At 36.6% G+C, this 20,119-nt stretch carries 19 protein-coding genes; 13 read left to right on the top strand and 6 right to left on the bottom strand.

From position 1 onward, the window contains the following. Window positions 1-42: 42 nt before the first annotated feature. From EG342_RS11825 to EG342_RS11815, 3 genes are all read right to left on the bottom strand, one after another. Entirely contained in the window at window positions 43-486 is a 444-nt protein-coding gene (locus tag EG342_RS11825) for a carboxymuconolactone decarboxylase family protein (RefSeq protein ID WP_103290566.1), read from the bottom strand. Window positions 487-493: 7 nt separating this feature from the next. Next, entirely contained in the window at window positions 494-925 is a 432-nt protein-coding gene (locus EG342_RS11820) for a DoxX family protein (RefSeq protein ID WP_246008775.1), read from the bottom strand. Window positions 926-988: 63 nt separating this feature from the next. Then, window positions 989-1,561: a Crp/Fnr family transcriptional regulator gene (locus EG342_RS11815; protein ID WP_103290571.1), complete on the bottom strand. Its 573-nt coding sequence runs from the start codon at window positions 1,559-1,561 to the stop codon at window positions 989-991. A 64-nt stretch (window positions 1,562-1,625) separates the two neighbouring features. Between EG342_RS11815 and EG342_RS11810 the strand changes: the two genes are divergently transcribed. The 4 genes from EG342_RS11810 to EG342_RS11795 all read left to right on the top strand — a co-directional run bounded on the left by EG342_RS11810 (window position 1,626) and on the right by EG342_RS11795 (window position 5,473). Then, a complete protein-coding gene (locus EG342_RS11810; protein WP_103290574.1) occupies window positions 1,626-1,991 on the top strand; it encodes a DUF1304 domain-containing protein in 366 nt (121 codons plus the stop codon). Window positions 1,992-2,537: 546 nt separating this feature from the next. Further along, the gene (locus EG342_RS11805) at window positions 2,538-3,788 is read left to right on the top strand and encodes a quaternary amine ABC transporter ATP-binding protein (RefSeq protein WP_103290576.1); all 1,251 of its coding nucleotides are present in this window, start codon (window positions 2,538-2,540) and stop codon (window positions 3,786-3,788) included. 1 nt (window position 3,789) lies between these two features. Continuing rightward, window positions 3,790-4,617 carry an ABC transporter permease gene (locus tag EG342_RS11800; RefSeq protein ID WP_103290579.1) on the top strand — a complete coding sequence of 276 codons (828 nt, stop codon included), beginning with the start codon at window positions 3,790-3,792 and terminating at the stop codon, window positions 4,615-4,617. 1 nt (window position 4,618) lies between these two features. Further along, window positions 4,619-5,473: a glycine betaine ABC transporter substrate-binding protein gene (locus EG342_RS11795; protein WP_103290582.1), complete on the top strand. Its 855-nt coding sequence runs from the start codon at window positions 4,619-4,621 to the stop codon at window positions 5,471-5,473. A 534-nt stretch (window positions 5,474-6,007) separates the two neighbouring features. On the opposite strand, the gene EG342_RS11790 is transcribed toward EG342_RS11795, so the two are convergent. Continuing rightward, complete coding sequence (locus EG342_RS11790; RefSeq protein WP_103291699.1) at window positions 6,008-6,385, bottom strand: winged helix-turn-helix transcriptional regulator; 378 nt, start codon at window positions 6,383-6,385, stop codon at window positions 6,008-6,010. A gap of 105 nt (window positions 6,386-6,490) precedes the next feature. On the opposite strand from EG342_RS11790, the gene EG342_RS11785 reads away from it, so the two are divergent. Further along, window positions 6,491-7,480, top strand: coding sequence for a quinone oxidoreductase family protein (locus tag EG342_RS11785; protein ID WP_103290584.1), 990 nt, complete (start codon window positions 6,491-6,493; stop codon window positions 7,478-7,480). 3 nt (window positions 7,481-7,483) lie between these two features. Next, window positions 7,484-7,954 (top strand): cupin domain-containing protein, encoded by a 471-nt coding sequence (locus tag EG342_RS11780; RefSeq protein ID WP_103290587.1) that lies wholly within the window; start codon window positions 7,484-7,486, stop codon window positions 7,952-7,954. A 955-nt stretch (window positions 7,955-8,909) separates the two neighbouring features. Here the strand turns inward: EG342_RS11780 and EG342_RS11775 are convergent. Both EG342_RS11775 and EG342_RS11770 read right to left on the bottom strand, forming a co-directional pair. Beyond that, complete coding sequence (locus tag EG342_RS11775; protein ID WP_103290590.1) at window positions 8,910-9,371, bottom strand: redoxin domain-containing protein; 462 nt, start codon at window positions 9,369-9,371, stop codon at window positions 8,910-8,912. Next, on the bottom strand, window positions 9,368-11,437 hold the full coding sequence (locus EG342_RS11770; protein ID WP_103290593.1) for a TonB-dependent receptor plug domain-containing protein: 2,070 nt from the start codon (window positions 11,435-11,437) through the stop codon (window positions 9,368-9,370). Before EG342_RS11770 ends, EG342_RS11775 begins: the two co-directional genes overlap by 4 nt. A 121-nt stretch (window positions 11,438-11,558) precedes the next feature. Here EG342_RS11770 and EG342_RS11765 point away from each other — a divergent pair, with 121 nt between their 5' ends. From EG342_RS11765 to fahA, 7 genes are all read left to right on the top strand, one after another. After that, the gene (locus EG342_RS11765; protein WP_103290596.1) at window positions 11,559-12,710 is read left to right on the top strand and encodes a homogentisate 1,2-dioxygenase; all 1,152 of its coding nucleotides are present in this window, start codon (window positions 11,559-11,561) and stop codon (window positions 12,708-12,710) included. 182 nt (window positions 12,711-12,892) lie between these two features. Continuing rightward, window positions 12,893-14,404 (top strand): succinate CoA transferase, encoded by a 1,512-nt coding sequence (locus EG342_RS11760; protein WP_103290599.1) that lies wholly within the window; start codon window positions 12,893-12,895, stop codon window positions 14,402-14,404. A 222-nt stretch (window positions 14,405-14,626) separates the two neighbouring features. Beyond that, on the top strand, window positions 14,627-15,901 hold the full coding sequence (locus EG342_RS11755; protein ID WP_103290601.1) for an acetyl-CoA hydrolase/transferase family protein: 1,275 nt from the start codon (window positions 14,627-14,629) through the stop codon (window positions 15,899-15,901). Window positions 15,902-16,038: 137 nt separating this feature from the next. Continuing rightward, a complete protein-coding gene (locus EG342_RS11750) occupies window positions 16,039-16,830 on the top strand; it encodes a hypothetical protein (protein WP_103290603.1) in 792 nt (263 codons plus the stop codon). Between the two features lie 237 nt (window positions 16,831-17,067). Next, a complete protein-coding gene (gene hppD / locus EG342_RS11745) occupies window positions 17,068-18,198 on the top strand; it encodes a 4-hydroxyphenylpyruvate dioxygenase (protein WP_103290605.1) in 1,131 nt (376 codons plus the stop codon). A gap of 72 nt (window positions 18,199-18,270) precedes the next feature. Continuing rightward, a complete protein-coding gene (locus tag EG342_RS11740; protein WP_103290608.1) occupies window positions 18,271-18,738 on the top strand; it encodes a hypothetical protein in 468 nt (155 codons plus the stop codon). Between the two features lie 58 nt (window positions 18,739-18,796). Further along, on the top strand, window positions 18,797-20,044 hold the full coding sequence (fahA, locus tag EG342_RS11735) for a fumarylacetoacetase (RefSeq protein WP_103290610.1): 1,248 nt from the start codon (window positions 18,797-18,799) through the stop codon (window positions 20,042-20,044). Window positions 20,045-20,119 lie beyond the last annotated feature (75 nt).

The following is a 20,119-nucleotide window of genomic DNA, read 5'->3' as shown; positions in this document are numbered from 1 at the left end:
TCAAGAACTTCCACCTTCCGCTTCCAGCCTTTTATTGCTTTCCTATTTTGCAACCGGAAGATGCGTACTCACTGCAATTCTGTTCCATGCATTGATTGTCACGATAGCCATAATGATCTGTGCAATCTGGTTATCATCAAAAAATGACTTCGCTTTCTGATACGTTTCTTCAGTTAAACCTTTGTCGCTTATCAGTGTAATTTCTTCAGTCATCGCCAAAAGTGCCTGTTCTTCTTCTGTAAAAAACTCTTTTGCTTCTCTCCATCCATCAAGGATAAAAATTCTCTGAGTGGTTTCACCATATTTGATAGCATCTTTGGTGTGCATATCCAGGCAAAAAGCACATTTATTGATTTGTGAAGCTCTGATTTTAATTAATTCTTTCTGAATGTGGTTTAAAGAGATCGTTTGTAAGTATCCTTCCAATCCCATCATAGCTTTATAAGCTGCTGAATCTACTGTTGCAATATTTAATCTTGCGCTCATTATTATATTATTTTTTGGTTAAATGATCTATACTAAAAGAATACTGTGACTGAACAGCCAGTAAAAAGGCTGCGGCACTTCCCACCCATACTGAGTAATCAAATGGAGCCTTCACTCCCAATGCCATTGTCATGGATATCGCAAAAATCAATAGCAAGATACTGCTTCCATAGGCGGCTAGCTTGGTTTTAAATCCCAAAATCAGCATCAGAGGAAAAATTATTTCCAGACATGTAGCTGCATAAGCTGAAAAAGTACTTAGGGTTTCCGGAAGAAAAGAGGTAAGCTGCCTGGTATATTTCTCAAAACTGGCCATATTCCCCCACGCTGAGTTTTCTTTGCTCCACCATCCGAACCGGTCTGCCACCGCAGAAAGCATCGTTACAGCAATAGCTAGTCTTAAAAATAGTTGCGGAAATTGATTTTTTGTATCTGTCATTGCATTCGCTTTTAATAACATGACAAATTTCCGGTTTATAAATCGTAAAAAACTTAAACTGGTTTAAGAACGTAATTTTGCTTTAATTTCACTGAGATATTCCGGAGTAAAACCTAAAAATGAAGCGATAAGATATTGAGGAATCCTCTGAATAAACCATGGATATAGTGTACTGAAATGAACATACAACTCCTCTCTTGAATATTCATATAAATAGCGGATCTTTCTTTCCGAAGCAGCATAAGCCCTTTGATAAACGATTCTGAAATACCGTTCCATCTTGGGATGCTTCTCTAATAACAGTTCCTGAGTTTTTAAATCAATTACCAAAACGGTAGAATGTTCTACAGCCTGAATATTAAAATCTGTCTGCACTTCTCTTTCATAGGCAAATGTATCCGTAATCCACCAGTTTTCAATTGCAAATTGAGTCGTATGCTCCACCCCTTTTTCATTAATAAAAAACTTTCTAAGGCAACCTTTAACCACAAAATAGATATTTCTGCATACCTCACCTTCAAGCATCAGATCTTGTTTTTTCTTTACATCCAATACCTTAAAAAAAGTGACAATAGAAGAATATTCTTCGTCGGTTACTGTAATAAACTTATTTAAATGTGCTTTGAAAGAATCCATCTTGAGAATTAATACTCAAACTTAACTTTATTTTTTTAGTTTTACAATGACAAAATACTAAATCATGGAACTTGTTTCTAAAATTCTGATCGCAGTCGTTGCACTGGAACATCTTTATATTCTCTGGATGGAAATGTTTGCCTGGGAAACTAAAGGAAAAGAAGTTTTCAAAGCGGCTCTTCCTCCGGAAATGTTTAAACCTACCAAGGGATTGGCAGCTAACCAGGGATTATATAATGGTTTTCTGGCAGCAGGACTCATCTGGTCTTTTTTGATTAAAGATCCGGAATGGCAGACCAATGTAGCCTTATTCTTTCTGGGATGTGTAGCAATAGCAGGAATTTATGGCGCTGTCTCAGCCACAAAAAAAATATTTTTCGTTCAGGCGCTGCCTGCTATTCTGGCCATTATTGCTGTTTTACTGAAATAATTTTATCGTTTCTATTTTTAAAGATCCTCTTAAAAATATTTACATTCTAATTACCCTCTTATCCTTAATAATGAGGGTAAAATGCTCATGAGTATTTCATTCCGGCATCAGGCTTAAAACCAGCTTTTTGAGTCTCAAAAAATCCATTTAATATAAAATTCGTAAATTTGCACCGTCATAAAAAATTGATACACAGCTTTTTTATGCTGGCCTGCATTTTGATGCAATGTAGGAATTCTAGTTGTTCAGTACACATATCTTTAATTACTTCATCAGTAATTTAATTGTAGAATCTATGTAAAAAATTAACTCGTTTTTACATGAGACACTCTTTTTCTAGAGTATAATCTATTGAAATATTTAAAATAAATACAAGGTCCCCTAGGGCTCTATGTACTTATTTTTTTTGTTAAAAAGCTTTTATCATTATAAGCTTTACAGATTATTTTGCACTATCGTCATCAGCAGAACAACAAAACCAAAGGTATTATAATGAATTGATGTACAATTTTTTATAATCATTTATTAATTGAAAAAATTCTGAATATGGAAAAAAATGAAAACAGTAGAAAAGTAAAACTTAAAGTTGAAGACCTGACTATTATTTTTGGCAAAAACAAAGAAAAAGCACAGGAACTTTTAGACAAAGGTTTTTCCAAAAAGGAAATTCTTGAAAAAACAGGTTGCACGGTAGGGATCAACAAAGCCAGTTTTGAAATCTATGAAGGCGAATTTTTTGTCATCATGGGATTATCAGGAAGTGGAAAATCTACTTTACTGCGTTGTCTGAACAGGCTGAATGAGCCTACTTCAGGAAAAGTATATATCAATGATGATGACATTACCGGTAAAAACAATAAAGAACTTCTGGAGGTAAGAAGAACCGAAATGAGTATGGTATTTCAAAAATTTGGATTACTGCCCCATCATACGGTTTTAGACAATGCAGGTTTCGGACTGGAAATCAGAGGCGAAGACAAAGCTTCCCGTGATGAAAAAGCACAAAAAGCTCTGGATATTGTAGGATTAAATGGCTTCGAAAACCAATATCCATCCCAACTTTCAGGAGGAATGCAGCAGAGAGTAGGATTAGCAAGAGCGTTAGCTAATGATCCAGAAGTACTGCTTATGGATGAGGCTTTCTCAGCACTGGATCCTTTGATAAAATCTGAAATGCAGGATCAGATGCTTGAATTGCAAAATACATTGCAAAAAACTATTGTCTTCATTACACATGACCTGGACGAAGCCATTAAAATCGGTGATCGTATCGTCATTATGAAAGACGGCGTCATAGAACAAATAGGAACAGCCGAAGATATTTTAACCAATCCTGCAAGTGACTATGTAAAGGCCTTTGTAGAAAAAGTGGATCGTAAAACAATTATTACCGCCAGATCTCTGATGTTCGACAAAGCTACCGTGGTACGTTTCAGAAAAGACGGCCCTGAAGGAGCTTTAAGAAAAATGAGAACAACAGGGCTTGAAAATTTACCCGTTGTCGATTTTCAAAATAAATTTCTTGGTTTTGTAACATTGAATGATGTGGTCCGGATTGCCAAAAAGAAAGAACCTACAGTAGAATCAATTATCAATAGTAATGTTCCTTCCGTATATCCGGAAGTCACTGTAGAAGAAATGTTACCGTTAATTTCCGGCAGCAAATCCGCCATCGCTGTGGTAGATGAAAATAATAAATTTTTAGGTCTTATCACCCAATTATCTCTCATCATAGAAGCTACAAAGTTTAACGAAGAAGAGATCATTGAATTAAAAGAAATCGCAAACAATCAATAAGATGAATAAAACTATAGATATAGGTCAATATGTAGAAACTGCAATCAATTGGCTCACACAAAATGGAAAACCTGTATTTGATATCATAAAACACGTAGGAAACTCCTCTATTATGGGGATTGAATGGGTTTTGATAAACACACCCTTTTATGTTATCATCCTCTTCTTTACACTACTGGCATTATGGAAAGCCGGAAAAGGTATTGCCGTCGTGACTGCAGCAGGATTAAGTCTGATATTTTTAATGGGATTATGGAAAGAAACCATGGAAACGCTGGCATTGATCTTTGTAGCAACGATTACTGCACTTGTCATTTCTATCCCTCTGGGAATTTTTGCAGCGAAAAGCAAGATCGCTGAAAAAATCATTCGTCCTTTATTGGATTTAATGCAAACAATGCCTGCGTTTGTCTATCTGATTCCTGCAGTATTATTCTTCAGTATCGGTAAAGTACCAGGTGCTTTTGCAACCATTATTTTTGCAATGCCGCCTGCCGTACGATTAACAACACTGGGGATTGAAGCTGTTCCTAAGGACATTGTTGAAGCAGCCAGAGCTTTCGGAGCAACCAACCGTCAGATTCTGTTTAAAGTGGAACTTCCTTTAGCCATGAAAACAATATTAACGGGGATTAATCAAACCATACTATTATCATTATCCATGGTAGTTATTGCAGGAATGATTGCCGCTGGTGGTTTAGGTGAAAAAGTACTGGAAGGAATTAATAACCTGGATATCGGATTAGGATTTGAAAGCGGACTATCCGTCGTGATTTTAGCCATTATCCTAGACAGGATTACCCAGGGATTTGTAAAGAAAAAACAATAAAATGAAACCATTAAAATACCTATTTTTTCCCATTTTAATTGTGGTATTCGCTGCACTAAATTCATGTGGAAATATAAAAAACTCTAAATACATAACCATCGGAATGGTTGATGGCTGGGCAGAAGATGTTGCCATGACGCATGTTACCAAAGCTATTTTAGACCAGCAAGGATATCATGTTATTATTCAAAAAGCATCTACCGATATGATTCTTGCTTCGATGAATAATGAAGATACAGACCTTTTCATGGGAGTCTGGCTTCCTTACACCCATGCTAAAAAGCTGGCTAAATTTTCAGACTTAGTTCATCTTGGAACAAATTATGACAATGGTCGTATAGGATTGGTGGTTCCTGAATATGTGACAATAAATTCGATTGAAGAACTCAATCAGCATAAAGAGCAATTTAACCACAGAATTATCGGAATTGAAAAAGGTGCCGGTTTGACCTCCGGAACAGATAAAGCGATTGTGGATTATAAACTGGATTATAAACAGATCAACTCTTCTACCATTGCCATGATCACTGAATTACAGAATGCCATGCAACAAAAACAATGGATTGTTGTCGCAGGATGGCAACCTCACTGGATGTTTGGTAAAATGAAACTTAAGTTTCTTGACGACCCCAAAAAGGTTTTTGGCGAAGCAGAAAAGATAAAAACGTATGCAAGAAAAAGCTTTGGGAAAGATCATCCGGAATTGGCAAAGTTCTTTTCTAAAGTACATTTTGATGATCAAACAATGGCTGACCTTTTAATCAAAATGGAACAAAGTAAAAATAAAGAAGCCACCGCTCAACAATGGGTGGAAGAACATTCTGAACTGATAAAATTATGGTTAGATAAAAATTAATATAACGATACAATTTGGTATTACTTAAAATCCTCAACTCTACATGAGTCTGAGGATTTTTTATTGATACCTCTATGATTCAGAAGAACTCATAGATTCTTTGATATTTTCTCTATGAAGCAATATGTGTTAGTAATCGCAAAGGCGCAAGGAAGTTTAATAATATAATGCTGCAAGGCGCAAGAAAATCAAAGATTTTCAGCAAAGGTTTTGTAAAATAAATAAACAGCATTCCCTTGCGTCTTAAGGCATGTTTAAAGGAAAATTATTGCGTCTTTGCGTTTTCCAATATCTCATAACTATCCCATTGATTCCTTGATCTTTTCCCTATGAAGCAATATGTGTTAGTAATCGCAAAGGCGCAAGGAAGTTTAATAATATAATGCTGCAAGGCGCAAGAAAATCAAAGATTTTCAGCAAGGGCTTTGTAAAATAAATAAACAGTATTCAATTTTATCGCAGATAAAATCCTTGCGCCTTAAGGCATGTTTAAAGGAAAATTATTGCGTCTTTGCGTTTTCCAATATCTCATAACTACCCCATTGATTCCTTGATTTTTTCTCTATGAAGTATTCCCCAGTTTACCAAAGTTTCCGTTACCGGAAATACTGATTTTCCGTATTCAGTTACCGCATAAATTACAGTAATCGGTTTTGTATCCTGAATTGTTCTGGTAATCAGGAGATTTGTTTCCAACTCTTTCAGTTCCTTACTCAGCATTTTAGCAGAAATCCCTTCAATGCCACGTTCCAGTTTTTTAAAATGAATCTTTTGATCAGGTCTGTTGGTGAGATATCGTAGGATCATTAGCTTCCACTTCCCCCCAAGAACATCCAGGCTGTCGCGCATTGCGAACAATTCTTCCGTGCAGGTAGCCTCTCTTTCTTTTCCGTTTTCTGTGATTTTTGCCATAATAGTTTCATGAAGGTAACTAGTTACCATTTGTTAACTAGTAGCAAATATAAACTATTCCCGTTTTACATTTGTGTATCCAATTAACAATCTAAAGATCTACCTATGAAGGCAGTTATTTTAAATAAAAACGGAACACTTGAAGATGCCGTTGTGGAAAACCCCCAACCCAAAAACAAAGAGGTTCTCATCCAAATCAAAGCCAGTGGTTTCAACCCCATCGACTACCAGATGCTGGAAAATGAACTGGAACGAAAACTCATCAGCTCACCCATTTTAGGACGTGAATTATCAGGAATCATTGTAGACAAAGGCTTAGAGGTTTCCGAATTCAATATTGGCGATGAAGTATTTTGCGGAAGCGGTTCCATGGGAAGCAATGGTACCTATGCAGAATACATCTCTGTCCCTGAAGCAATAGTTTCGCTTAAACCAAAAAATATTTCTTTTGAACAGGCGGCAGCCATTCCTTCAGTTGGACTGACTTCTTTACAAATCTTTAATCGTTTACAATTAAATCCAGAAAATACAATCCTTGTTACAGGAGCTACCGGAGGAGTCGGTTCATTTTTAATCAAACTATTATTGGCTAATAATATCCGACAAATCACAACAACTGTAGGGAGTGAAGAAAACAGACAGATTCTATTAAAAATGGGCTTGAAAAATCACCAGATCATCAATTATAAAGAAGAAAATCTTATTGAAAATATTTTAAAAGCCAATAATAATCAACTTTTTGATATAGGAATTGACCTGGTAGGAAATAAGATGGCTGAAATCACTGCTCAGGCTTTAAAAATCAATGGAATCTATGTAGACGTAACCGCTCTTGTTACTAAAGAAGCTCATGAAATACTCTTCAATAAAGGAAATCTTATCATGAATATTTCAAATTACACCTACAGCATGATTAAAAAGTACAATTATTACCAAAACAGTCTGATCGAGATTAAAAATCTTATCGAAACAGGAGTCATTATACCTCCTCAATACAAGGTCATTGGTGAACTATCTTTAAAAACTGTCCTACAAGCACATTCTATTTTAAAAAACAATCAGACCCAAGGTCATAAATTGATCATGAAACATTAATCTATGAAGACAATACCAAGACGCATCTTAACAGGGATTAAAGATGGAAAATCCACCATTGTAGAAGACCGGCAGGTAGAAAATGCTGTGGAACATTTCCCAGGTTTGATTATTTCAGATGTTTGGAATACACAAAAGACACCGGCAAGTTTAGCTATTGAAACAAGGATTCCCAATACCGGATTTCCACAAACACCTAAAAACGGAACCTATTTCAGGTATGTAGTTGTTCCACCTGACAAAGACCTGGGCATTGACTTCAAGCCCGGAAAACCTCATCCGATGATGCATCAAACCTCAACACTTGATTATATTATTATTCTTTCAGGAGAATTGTACCTGATTATGGAAGAAGGAGAAACCCTGCTTAGACCCGGAGATATTGTGATCCAGAGAGGAACCAATCATGCATGGAGCAACAGATCTGATGAACCATGTATACAACTGGCAGTCCTGATTGATGCAGAAAGCTAGGATGGAAAGATCAAAATACCCTACTCGTTTAAATTCAATAGGAGCGGACGTTAGTCCGCTTTCTTTTAATAAGCCCATCCATTGGCTTTAGCCAAAGCTTAAAAAATGAATTGCACTATCTCAATAAACTTTATCTCATTTGTTGGTAAACGCTAAGTCGCAAAGGATTAACAACATTATTCTGTTCTTAAGGCGCAAGAAAATCAAGATTTTCAGCAAGATGGAAATGCATACTGATTAAAGTTTCTCGCAGATCAGGCAGATTAAGCAGATGGACAAGAAATCAGCGTGAGATAAAACACGGTAACAAAATTGAATAGGAGCGGACTTTAGTCCGCTTTCTTTAATAAACCCATCCATTGGCTTTAGCCAAAACTTAAAAATTAATCTTAATTGTAATATTTAAATAAACCTTATCTTTTTGTTGGAAAAACTCTAAGGCTCAAAGAATTTAAAATATTGCACTGTCTTTAAGGTGAAAGAAAATAAGGGGTTTTCAGCAAAATGGTACTACAATCGATTAAGTTTTCTCGCAGATTACGCAGATTACACAGATTTTTATTCATCTGCGTAATCTGCAAAATTTGCGTGAGATAAAATAAATTAGCAAAATTCAATAGGTGCGGACTTTAGTCCGCTTTCTTTAATAAACCCATCCATTGGCTTTAGCCAAAACTTAAAAAATGAATTGCATTATCTTAATAAACTTTATCTCATTTGTTGGAAAAGCGCTAAGTCGCAAAGGATTAACAATATTATCCAGTTTTTAAGACGCAAGAATATCAACGATTTTCAGTAAAAATAAAACTGCATACTAATTAAGTTTTCTCGCAGATTACACAGATTTTTATTCATCTGCGTAATCTGCAAAATTTGCGTGAGATAAAATCCTTGCGCCTTAAAATCTATCAAAAGAAAAAACTTTGCGCTTTTGCGATTCCAACAAATGACAACATCACAAAGCCGAAATCTCCAACAGCTTCTGCTTCATTTTTTCGGGAGTTAATCTCCCTTCCTGATAATACACTAAATTTTGGCTCTTATCCAGAAATACCCACAACGGATAAACTGGTTGGTTTTTATTTTTTGACAATGCCAGAGCTAATTCATGAATTCCGGAATTACCATTGGATAAATATTCAAACTCCTGACCCTGAAAATAGATTTTTTCTTTTGTCTTTTCAGCTTCAAAATTGATGAAGTAAAAGTCGTCATTCATCATTTGAACCAGTTGTTTATCTTTATTCAATTGAAAATATTCAATTTTACAGATAGCACACCAACCTGTATAAAGGTGAATAACCACAGGCTTCCGAACTTCCTTTTGCAATGCCTCTATTTTAGAAAAAGTGCCTGTCTTCATCTGAGACAGATAAAAACAAGGCACTAACATTAAAAATAAAATAAAAGTTTTCATTTCAAAGTATATTTCACTCCAAGAAAACCTCTGATACGCTGCATAGGTGAATATCCATATGCTGTATCAAAAGTATAATGGTTAGGATTATTGACAGGATCATCAACATGCTTGTCTAACGGATCAAAAGGCCTCATCAGAGGATCTTTTGGAGTAAAATTGAATAAGTTTTTAATACCGCAATACACTTCAAATCCGGATTTGAAACTCTTTGAAACCTGAATATTAGCCAAAGAATAGAAAGGTGAATATTCCGGACGGTAATCATTTGGCAAAACAGGAAGTCTCATAGGACCATAAAACTGACCGGTAAAATCTATCGTCAGATTGTTTGGAAATTTATACGTCAGATTGTAAGTTCCACTCCACTTTGGAGCATGCAATTGTTGTGTTTTCTGATTTTCATTATCAAATTTCTGGTAGACATCCAGATAAGTTACTCCCAGATTCACACTCAAAGGAAATTGGAAAGTGAAATCCACGTTCAGAGAAGCTCCTCTGGAAATTCCATATCCGTGGAGATTGTCATAAATAATTTTATTGGGATCAGAATCAAAATCACCAACAATTTTATTACTGAAATAGGTGTAAAATGCAGAAGCGTCCAAATTCAGCATACGGTTTCCTACAGGAATTTTCCAGATATAGTTTAAATTACCATTGACTGATTTTTCCGGCTGAAGATCAGATTTCACCACAACTTCCCGTGATCCTGTCAGTGCTGCGTGATCTTCTGTGAAAAGATTCACCACCCTGAATCCTGTTCCAAAATTGAACCTCAAAGTATGGTAAGGATTCGGTGAAAATTTCCACGCCAACCTTGGTGAATGCACGGAATGATGTACTTTATCATAATCATAGCGGTATCCCAGCAACAAAGTATTCTTATCATTGATTTCCCATTGATCCTGAATAAACGCTCCCCAGATCGGGGACCTCATCGGCGCATTAGTCACTCCGTCCGACGCCAGAGTTCCCGGTGTATTGTCATCGTAAAAAGTTCTTTTAAAAGTAAGTCCCGCGGTGATATCATGCTTTCCAAAACTTCTGTCCCAATAGGTTTGTACAAAAGCTACTTTTTGAGTTGCATTAAAAGGCTTCGCTCCATAAAAAGAATTCTGGTCGTGGTAATTATAAGAGAGCTGAGTCACAATATGTTCTTTCATCGGCCATTCATACAACCCGAACACTTCGGCTCTGTTGGTATAAATACTTTCACCGTACACCTCATTACTTCCACGGAAAGACTTATTCCATTGCATTTCCCCTCCAAAACGGTCTTCATACAAATATCTCATGGCAAAACTCGCCTGGCGGTTTTCATTTCGTTTAAAATTCCACTTATTAAAAACGGAAATTCTGCTTTGTAAAGTGGTATCTGTAAAATTATCTTTATTCTGATCTATTTTTTCCTGAAAGCTGAAGTAATTTAAACTTAATAAAGACGCAGCATTCTTTCCTACATTGAACTTGGTAGAAAGATCCAGATTATTCTCAGCCCATGTACTGGTCATCAGATCAACACTTAGCTTAGGAGCTGTCAGTGCATTTTTGGTAATAATATTAATCACTCCACCCATAGCTTCAGAACCGTAGATAGAAGAAGCCGGTCCCTTTACCACTTCAATCCTGTCTACCAGACTATTAGGAATTCCACTCAACCCATATACCGTGGAAAGAGAGCTTACGATGGGCATTCCGTCTATCAGAATCATAGTGTAAGGACCTTCCAGACCGTTAATGTGAATATCTCCCGTGTTACAAACCGAGCAATTCAGCTGGGGCTTTACTCCATTAACCATAGCAATCGCTTCAAAAATACTCGGGGTCGGATTTTTCTGAAAGAATTTCTGGCTATAAATTTCTACCGCCACGGGGCTTTTTGATCTACTCATCGGTTTTATTGTACCGGTAACCACCACATCCTCTATCGTACTCGTTTTGATTTCTTTTTTGATAACCCTTGCAGAATCCAGGCTTTTATTTTGATTTAAATGTAAACTATCTGTCTCCTGAGCATAGCAATATGAGGATAAAAAAGTAATAGAAAATAATATTCGCTTCATGAAATTAAAATTGTTAGACAAAACTAACAATTATTTTCGAAACACAAAACACTTGAATGAATATTGATATTTTCAATTCATGAAAAATGATTAAATTTGAGAAACTACATATGAAAGTAAAATGAGATATCATCAAGCGGGAAATATCCCACAAAAAAGACATACAGTCTTTAAGTCTCCAGAAGATAAATTTTACTATGAACAGCTTTTCGGAACCGAAGGCTTTCACGGTATCTCTTCTCTGTTGTATCACACTCACCGCCCAACACAGATCAAGTCTATCGGCGAGCCAAAAGACGTCACTCCTAAAATCGCGGTAGAAAAAAATATAGCGCCAAGAATGTTTAAGGGAATGAATGTCACTCCTGAAGATGATTTTATGGACAGCCGCAAGATCCTTCTGATGAACAATGACCTGAAAATGGGATTGGCAAAGCCAAGAAAATCAATGGATTATTTCTATAAAAATGCTGAGTGTGATGAGCTTTTATATGTTCATCAGGGAAACGGAATTTTAAAAACATTCATCGGAGATCTTGAATTTGTAACGGGCGATTATCTTATTATTCCGAGAGGAACGATTTATCAGGTGGAACTGAAATCAGATGACACCGTATTCTTCGTACTGGAAAGCCACTCCCCTATTTATACTCCCAAGAGATACAGAAATGAATTCGGACAGCTTTTAGAGCACTCTCCGTTTTGTGAAAGAGATATGATTGCTCCTACCTTCAAAGAACCTAAAGATGAGAAAGGAGAATTTTTAATTAAAGTAAAAAAAGAAAACCAGATTACAGACTTCATCTATGCCACACATCCGTTTGACGTAGTTGGCTGGGATGGCTATTTTTATCCTTATAAATTCAATATCAAAAATTTCGAACCGATTACCGGAAGAATTCACCAACCGCCACCGGTTCACCAGAATTTTGAAGGACATAACTTTGTCGTTTGTTCGTTCTGTGCAAGAATGTACGATTACCATCCACTGGCTATTCCTGCCCCTTATAATCATTCTAATATTGATTCTGATGAGGTATTGTTTTATACAGAAGGAGACTTCATGAGTCGTAATCATATCGACCTGATGGATTTCACGCTTCACCCGGGAGGGATTGTACATGGACCTCATCCTGGTGCGATGGAAAGAAGTATCGGTAAAAAATTCACTGAAGAATATGCCGTAATGGTAGACCCGTTCCGTCCTTTAAAAATTACTGAAGAAGCTTTAAAAGTGGAAGATCCATCATACAAAACTTCATGGCTGGAATAAAACAATAGCAATACTTTCTTTTAATTAAAAAAGTATTACTGAATACATACAAAAGACGCTTTAAATCCTTTATTTAAAGCGTCTTTTTTCGTAAATTTGTGAGGCATGGTTAATAGTACAACCATCATTATTTTTCATAACGCATCCTAAGTAATGGTGGTTTAAACCAAAATCAAGATTACATGTTAGAAAGAATCAGATTAGAAAGTCTACGCCAAAAGGTAACAACAGCTGAAAACGCTGTGAAAATGATTAAAGACGGGATGACCATTGGGTCCAGCGGCTTTACGAAAGCAGGTGACAGCAAAGCAATTTTGCCGGCCCTTGCAGAAAGAGGAAAAACAGAAGACCTTAAGGTCACGTTAATGACCGGAGCTTCACTGGGGCACGGTACCGACGGAAAGTTAGCAGAAGCTAATGTACTCAGGAAAAGGATGCCGTTTCAGGTAGATCCTATTTTAAGAAACAAGATCAATAATGGTGAAATCCTTTTCATCGACCAGCATTTAAGCGAAAGTGCCGAACTTCTTCACACCAAAAATCTTCAGAGTATTGATGTGGCTGTCATTGAAGCTGCTTATATTGAAAGAGACGGAAGCATTGTTCCTACCACTTCTGTTGGGAATTCTGTGACCTTTGCCGCATTAGCGAAAAAAGTAATCATCGAGATCAATACTGAAGTTCCTGAAGAAGTATATGGAATTCACGATATCTATCAGGCCGAAGATTATCCTTACAGGAACGTGATTCCCATTGTTGCTCCATGGAACAAGATCGGGAGAAAAAGTATTCCGGTAGATCCCAATAAAATTGAAGCAATTGTCTTTACCAATCTTAAAGACAGCCCTGCAGATATTGCGGAACCGGATGAAAAGACAACAGCGATTGCTAAACATCTTCTCCGTTTCTTTGAAAATGAAGTACAGTTAGGACGTCTTACCGACAGATTGCTTCCTCTTCAGGCAGGTATCGGGAAAGTAGCCAATGCCGTTCTTACAGGTTTTAAAGACAGTAATTTTTACGACCTTACTATGTTTTCTGAAGTGCTTCAGGACAGTACTTTTGATCTGATTGATTCCGGTAAATTAAGCTTTGCATCCGCATCGTCTATTACCGTTTCCAAGGATTGTTATGAAAGAGTTTTAGGAAACCTTTCCAAATACAAAGAAAAATTTGTTTTAAGACCACAGAATATTTCCAATACGCCGGGACTGATCAGAAGATTAGGAGTTATCGCGATCAATACCGCTATTGAATTTGATATCTATGGAAATGTAAACTCTACTCATATCGGAGGAACAAAAATAATGAACGGAATCGGAGGCTCCGGAGACTTTGCAAGAAATGCTTACTTAAGTATTTTTGTAACTCAGGCAGCTTCTAAAGGAAATAATATTTCACACGTCCTTCCAATGGTTTCTCATACAGACCACACGGAGCATGATGTTGATATTCTGGTAACAGATGTAGGATTAGCTGATTTAAGAGGGTTAGCACCTAGAGAAAGAGCTCAGAAAATCATCGACAACTGTGTTCACCCGGATTATAGAGAAGAACTGCAGTCTTATTTTGACCGGGCATGTGAAAGAGGCGGGCACACACCGCATTTACTGGAAGAAGCATTCAGCTGGCATTTGCGTTTTTCTGAAACAGGAAGTATGAAGCAGACAACAGCAGTCGAGGCTCCGAATTAAGAATTTTACAATCACATATAAAAGGATCAGATGTTATGCATTTGATCCTTTCTTTTTTACGGATTTATTTAAGTAACAAATATGATAAAAGTCTCCTGATTTCTATAAAATATTTACAATAAATAAGAATAATAAAGGCTATCTTTGAAAGAAGACAGGTATTTTATACACTAAAAAATAATATGAACCTCAGTCATGAATATTATTAAAAAACAATAAAATATGCATAATTACATCAGCGCAGAAGAAGCAATATATACAATAAAAAGCGGTAACCGCGTATTTTTTCATGGAAGCGCCTGTACGCCCAATTATCTGATTGATGAGCTGGCAAGGCAATCTCACCGGCTCGAAAATGTTGAAATGGTTTCCATTACCCAACAGGGAAATATAGAAATTGCAAAGCCGGAATATAAAGATAATTTCTTTATTAATTCACTATTTGTATCAACACCGGTACGGGATGCGGTAAACTCCGACAGAGGTGATTTTGTTCCTGTATTTTTAAGTGAAATTCCGATCTTGTTCAGGAAAGGCATTCTGCCATTGGATGTAGCATTGATAACAGTTTCTCCACCGGACAGACATGGTTTTTGTACATTGGGAACTTCTGTCGACATCGCAAGAGCAGCAGTAGATACAGCGAAAATCATTGTTGCAATTGTTAATCCGAGAATGCCGAGAACCCATGGAGACGGAATGATTCACATCAGCAGAATTAACAAACTGGTCTGGCACGAAGAAGAACTTCCTACGGTGGATTACGGCTCAAAAGTAGGTGAAGAAGAAATGCTTGTGGGAAAAAATGTCGCTGAACTTATTGAAGACAGATCTACCCTTCAGATGGGAATCGGTACTATTCCCGATGCTGTTTTAAAATGTTTAACCAATCACAAAGATCTGGGAATTCATACAGAGATGCTGAGTGACGGCGTTATTGATCTGATTCAGAATGATGTTATCAATAACAAGTATAAAGGGTATAATGATAATAAAACCATCACAAGCTTCTGTTTTGGAACCAGGAAGCTCTATGATTATGTGGATGACAATACTGTTTTTGCCTTCAGGGATGTAAGTGAAGTCAATTTCCCGATCAATATCATGAGAAATAAGAAAATGGTAGCCATTAATTCAGCCATTGAAATAGACCTTACAGGACAAGTCTGTGCAGACTCCATCGGAACACTGCAATATAGTGGCATCGGTGGCCAGATGGACTTTATGCGTGGTGCAGCATTAAGTGATGACGGAAAGCCTATCATTGCCATTACTGCAAGGACTAAAAAAGGGATTTCACGAATTGTTCCCTACCTGAAACAGGGAGCAGGTGTTGTTACAACAAGAGGTCACATCCACTACGTCATTACAGAATACGGGACTGCTTATCTGTATGGAAAAAATCTCCGTCAGCGGGCACAGGAACTGATCAGCATTGCCCATCCTGATGACAGAGAAATGCTGGAAAGAGCAGCCTTCGAAAGGTTTAAACACTGATTATCAAACAATAACATATTTTAACAACTATTTTCTCTTAAAATTTAAACCAATTTTTCAAACCAAACAAATAATTCATAAAAAAGCCTTAACTTTTTGGCAGTATTTTTGATAAAACTCTTTCTAAAACAAGGAAATTGAAGACTATATATAATTCGATACGAGAAGAAGTTGTAAAGCATTCTAAAGTAAGGAATTCTGTTTTGGGGAATGTGAATGAATGGAAGAGAAGCCATTATATTATTCTTTCCGAAATTATTAAAGAAGAACTATCTGAAGCAGAGGAATTAAAAGGAGGAAAAAAATTCGAAATAGGAACTACTATTTCGCATGTCACCCTGCAACGATTTTTTGAAAATGACTATCAGGATAAAACCCACAGTGATCTGAGGTTTTTAAAAACATTGGACAAAATCTGTATCTTCCTGGGATACAAAGACCTCAATGACTATATTCTTTTTGTCAGACATCAAAAAAACAACATACAAGAGACAGATGATCAGTCATTTCTGACTCAATTAGTGTATAATTACTGTGCTACAGCTTTTGAATTCTGCAGACAGTTTCCCAACCATAATACCGTACTTTTCAAAGATCTGGTATTCGATGATTCACCTTTTTTAGAAAGAGTTTCACAGTTCAGTAAAGAATTGTGTGAAAAAGAATTTCAACTGGTCACCAAAAACAACCGTTCGAACTATGAAGTTTTTGATATTCATATCGTTACTGATGAACCGGATAAAAAAATTCTGGAGTCTCAGGAATTCTGGAATCTGTTATTCAAAGTAGGTGAAACCGGTGAGGAACATTTTGTCAATCAACTGAGTACCCAGATTTATTTCTTTAAGAAAATTGATAATACCTGGAAAATATGGGATAATTATAATCCCGATGCCGGAAGATTAAATAAAATGATTGAATCCGTTTAACATAAGAAAGCCGCAGATCATCTCTGCGGCTTTCATGTTCGAAAACATTTTTTTTCACTTGTCTTTTGTATTACAAATGTAGGCACCCTATTTCAAACGTAAGAAACTTAAATATACTTAAGTGAACACTTCTTTAACTTTATGTTAAATATATTCAAGGAAATTCCATGAATACTTTCGCTATATCTAAGATTTTTGTAATTTGCATACCAATAAAATAAAAGTAAAAGAGAAAATATGTCAACACTTACATTTGCCGAAAAAATTGCTCAAGCAGAGAATTTTTTACCGATTAACGGTACAGATTATATTGAGTTTTATGTAGGAAATGCAAAACAGGCTGCCCATTACTATAAAACCGCTTTCGGTTTTCAGTCTGTAGCATATGCTGGTCCTGAAACAGGAGTAAGAGACCGTGCATCTTATGTGCTTCAACAGGGAAAAATCAGATTGGTACTAACAACAGGACTTAATTCTGATTCTCCTATCAACGAACACGTAAAAAAACATGGTGACGGAGTAAAAGTTTTGGCACTATGGGTAGATGATGCTTACAAAGCTTTCGAAGAAACGACTCAAAGAGGTGGAAAACCTTATTTGGAGCCTGTAACTCTTACTGACGAGCATGGTGAAGTAAGAATGTCCGGAATCTATACATACGGAGAAACCATTCACATGTTTGTGGAAAGGAAGAATTATAACGGACCTTTCATGCCTGGATATGAGAAATGGGAAAGTAATTACAAACCTGAAGAAACCGGTTTATTGTATGTAGACCACTGCGTAGGTAATGTAGACTGGAACAGAATGATCCCAACAGTAGAATGGTACGAGAAAGTAATGGGATTTGTAAACATCCTTTCTTTTGATGACAAGCAGATCAACACAGAATATTCAGCATTGATGTCTAAAGTAATGTCAAACGGAAACGGATATGCAAAATTTCCTATCAATGAGCCGGCAGAAGGCAAAAAGAAATCTCAGGTAGAAGAATATCTTGATTTCTATGAAGGCGAAGGGGTACAACATATTGCGGTAGCAACAAGAGATATTATCCACACCGTAACCGAATTAAAAAAACGTGGTGTAGAGTTTCTTTCCGCTCCACCAGAGGCTTACTATGATATGGTTCCTGAAAGAGTGGGGCATATCGATGAAGATCTAAAAAAATTACAGGACTTAGGTATACTTATTGATCATGATGAAGAAGGATATCTTTTGCAGATCTTTACCAAGCCTGTAGAAGACCGCCCTACTCTATTCTTCGAAATTATTGAAAGACACGGCGCACAGAGTTTCGGTGCCGGAAACTTCAAAGCTTTATTCGAAGCACTGGAAAGAGAACAGGAAAGAAGAGGTAATCTTTAATTTTACATTTAAAAATAGTAAGTTTTGTCAGGATGCAAAGTCTTGACAAAACTTTTTTATAAAACACAGCATATGAAAAAATTTTTGATTGGAATTCTATTCTTTGGTACCTTAGGCGTAAAAGCACAATATGGATCATTGAATGCAATTCTAGACAGACTTGAAGCGAGAAAAGGCATCAATCAACATCTTGAAAATGTAAATATTGATAACAAAAAGTTTGTTTTCATTAAGGATGAGGCAGATCATACGGAAAGGGATTTCATTATCATTAAAGGAAACAATGCCACCTACGTGGAAGTTTTTGATGATAAAGCAACCGGAGAAAGCAGTTCGAATGTATTTACCGGAGATATTATCAGGAAAAAGAATATTGTTTCTTTAAGAGCAGATATGCTTGAAGGTAAGAAAGTTCCCCTACCTGTTACTAAAACTTTATTGTTGACCCAGCAGGACAATATCCTTTACCTTATTGATGTCAATACCAAAGACAGATGGATTGATGAGCAATCTTATTCAAAACCCAAAAAGGCAAAATAAACATCTTGAGGAATTGACTTCTCGGGATGATATTTTCATCTAACTAAAATCTAAACTTATGAAATCATTTGTAGACTATTCCTCAAATTCGGATTTTTCTATACACAATATTCCTTTCGGAGTTGCAGTTTTTAACAAAGAATATATCGGATGCTGTACAAGAATCGGCGATCAGGTTATTGATCTTGCCACCTTGTATGATCTTGGCTATTTTGAAGATATTGAAGGATTAGACGACAATGTTTTTGAAGCGTATACCATCAACGAATTCATTGAACTGGGTAAACCGGTTACCAATGCTATTCGTACAAAAATTCAGGCTTTATTGCAGGAAGATTCAACGTTGTCTAAAGATCAGAAAACGATCGAAGAAGCTTTTTACGATCTGGATAAAGTAAAAATGATGATGCCTGTTCACATCCCGAATTATACGGATTTCTACAGCAGCATCGAACATGCAACCAACGTTGGAAAAATGTTCCGTGATCCCGCTAATGCTTTGTTACCGAACTGGAAGCACTTACCGGTAGGATACCACGGAAGAGCTTCGTCTATCGTTGTTTCTGGAACCGAAATTAACCGTCCGAAAGGTCAGATGAAACCTGCCGATGCAGATAAACCGGTATTCGGACCTTGCCAACAATTGGATTTCGAACTGGAAATGGCTTTCATCATCAACAAAAATACCGAGATGGGCGAAAGCATTTCTACAAAAGATGCTGAAGATTCCATTTTCGGAATGGTCGTTTTCAATGACTGGTCTGCAAGAGATATCCAATCATGGGAATATGTTCCGCTAGGACCATTCCTTGCTAAGAATTTTGGTTCATCTATTTCGCCATGGGTTGTTACCCTTGAAGCACTTGAGCCATTCAAAACTGCTTCTCCTACACAGGATCCTGAAGTTTTAGATTATCTGAAATTTGAAGGAGATAAAAATTACGATATCAACCTTGAAGTATATATCCAGCCTGAAAACGGAGACCAAAACCTGATCTCTGAAAGCAACTACAAGCACATGTACTGGAATATGACCCAGCAACTGGCTCACCATACAGTAAACGGATGTAATGTAGAAGTGGGTGATATGTACGCCAGCGGAACAATTTCAGGAAGCAATCCAAAATCTTTCGGTTCTATGCTTGAATTAACATGGAGAGGACAAAATCCTTTATCACTAAGCAATGGCGAAGAAAGAAAATTCATTGAAGATAACGACACCGTTACGATGAAAGCCTGGGCTGAAAAGGATGGTGTGAGAGTTGGTTTCGGTGAAGTTTCCGGTAAAATTATTCCTACACTTTAATATAAAAAATTAACCGTTAGATGCTTCGACTTCGCTCAGCATGACATCACTGAAAATATACTGCAAAACAGTTGG

It is taken from the genome of Chryseobacterium lactis, from assembly GCF_003815875.1.
In the GTDB taxonomy this organism is placed as follows: Bacteria; Bacteroidota; Bacteroidia; order Flavobacteriales; family Weeksellaceae; genus Chryseobacterium; species Chryseobacterium lactis.
Note: the sequence above shows the minus strand (reverse complement) of the source record. Positions and strands in the feature narration are given on the sequence as shown.

Coding starts and splice junctions, on each gene's coding strand:
- EG342_RS11825 (WP_103290566.1), bottom strand. CDS start 486: ATGAGCGCAAGATTAAATATTGCAACAGTAGATTCAGCAGCTTATAAA.
- EG342_RS11820 (WP_246008775.1), bottom strand. CDS start 925: ATGACAGATACAAAAAATCAATTTCCGCAACTATTTTTAAGACTAGCT.
- EG342_RS11815 (WP_103290571.1), bottom strand. CDS start 1,561: ATGGATTCTTTCAAAGCACATTTAAATAAGTTTATTACAGTAACCGAC.
- EG342_RS11810 (WP_103290574.1), top strand. CDS start 1,626: ATGGAACTTGTTTCTAAAATTCTGATCGCAGTCGTTGCACTGGAACAT.
- EG342_RS11805 (WP_103290576.1), top strand. CDS start 2,538: ATGGAAAAAAATGAAAACAGTAGAAAAGTAAAACTTAAAGTTGAAGAC.
- EG342_RS11800 (WP_103290579.1), top strand. CDS start 3,790: ATGAATAAAACTATAGATATAGGTCAATATGTAGAAACTGCAATCAAT.
- EG342_RS11795 (WP_103290582.1), top strand. CDS start 4,619: ATGAAACCATTAAAATACCTATTTTTTCCCATTTTAATTGTGGTATTC.
- EG342_RS11790 (WP_103291699.1), bottom strand. CDS start 6,385: ATGGCAAAAATCACAGAAAACGGAAAAGAAAGAGAGGCTACCTGCACG.
- EG342_RS11785 (WP_103290584.1), top strand. CDS start 6,491: ATGAAGGCAGTTATTTTAAATAAAAACGGAACACTTGAAGATGCCGTT.
- EG342_RS11780 (WP_103290587.1), top strand. CDS start 7,484: ATGAAGACAATACCAAGACGCATCTTAACAGGGATTAAAGATGGAAAA.
- EG342_RS11775 (WP_103290590.1), bottom strand. CDS start 9,371: ATGAAAACTTTTATTTTATTTTTAATGTTAGTGCCTTGTTTTTATCTG.
- EG342_RS11770 (WP_103290593.1), bottom strand. CDS start 11,437: ATGAAGCGAATATTATTTTCTATTACTTTTTTATCCTCATATTGCTAT.
- EG342_RS11765 (WP_103290596.1), top strand. CDS start 11,559: ATGAGATATCATCAAGCGGGAAATATCCCACAAAAAAGACATACAGTC.
- EG342_RS11760 (WP_103290599.1), top strand. CDS start 12,893: ATGTTAGAAAGAATCAGATTAGAAAGTCTACGCCAAAAGGTAACAACA.
- EG342_RS11755 (WP_103290601.1), top strand. CDS start 14,627: ATGCATAATTACATCAGCGCAGAAGAAGCAATATATACAATAAAAAGC.
- hppD (WP_103290605.1), top strand. CDS start 17,068: ATGTCAACACTTACATTTGCCGAAAAAATTGCTCAAGCAGAGAATTTT.
- EG342_RS11740 (WP_103290608.1), top strand. CDS start 18,271: ATGAAAAAATTTTTGATTGGAATTCTATTCTTTGGTACCTTAGGCGTA.
- fahA (WP_103290610.1), top strand. CDS start 18,797: ATGAAATCATTTGTAGACTATTCCTCAAATTCGGATTTTTCTATACAC.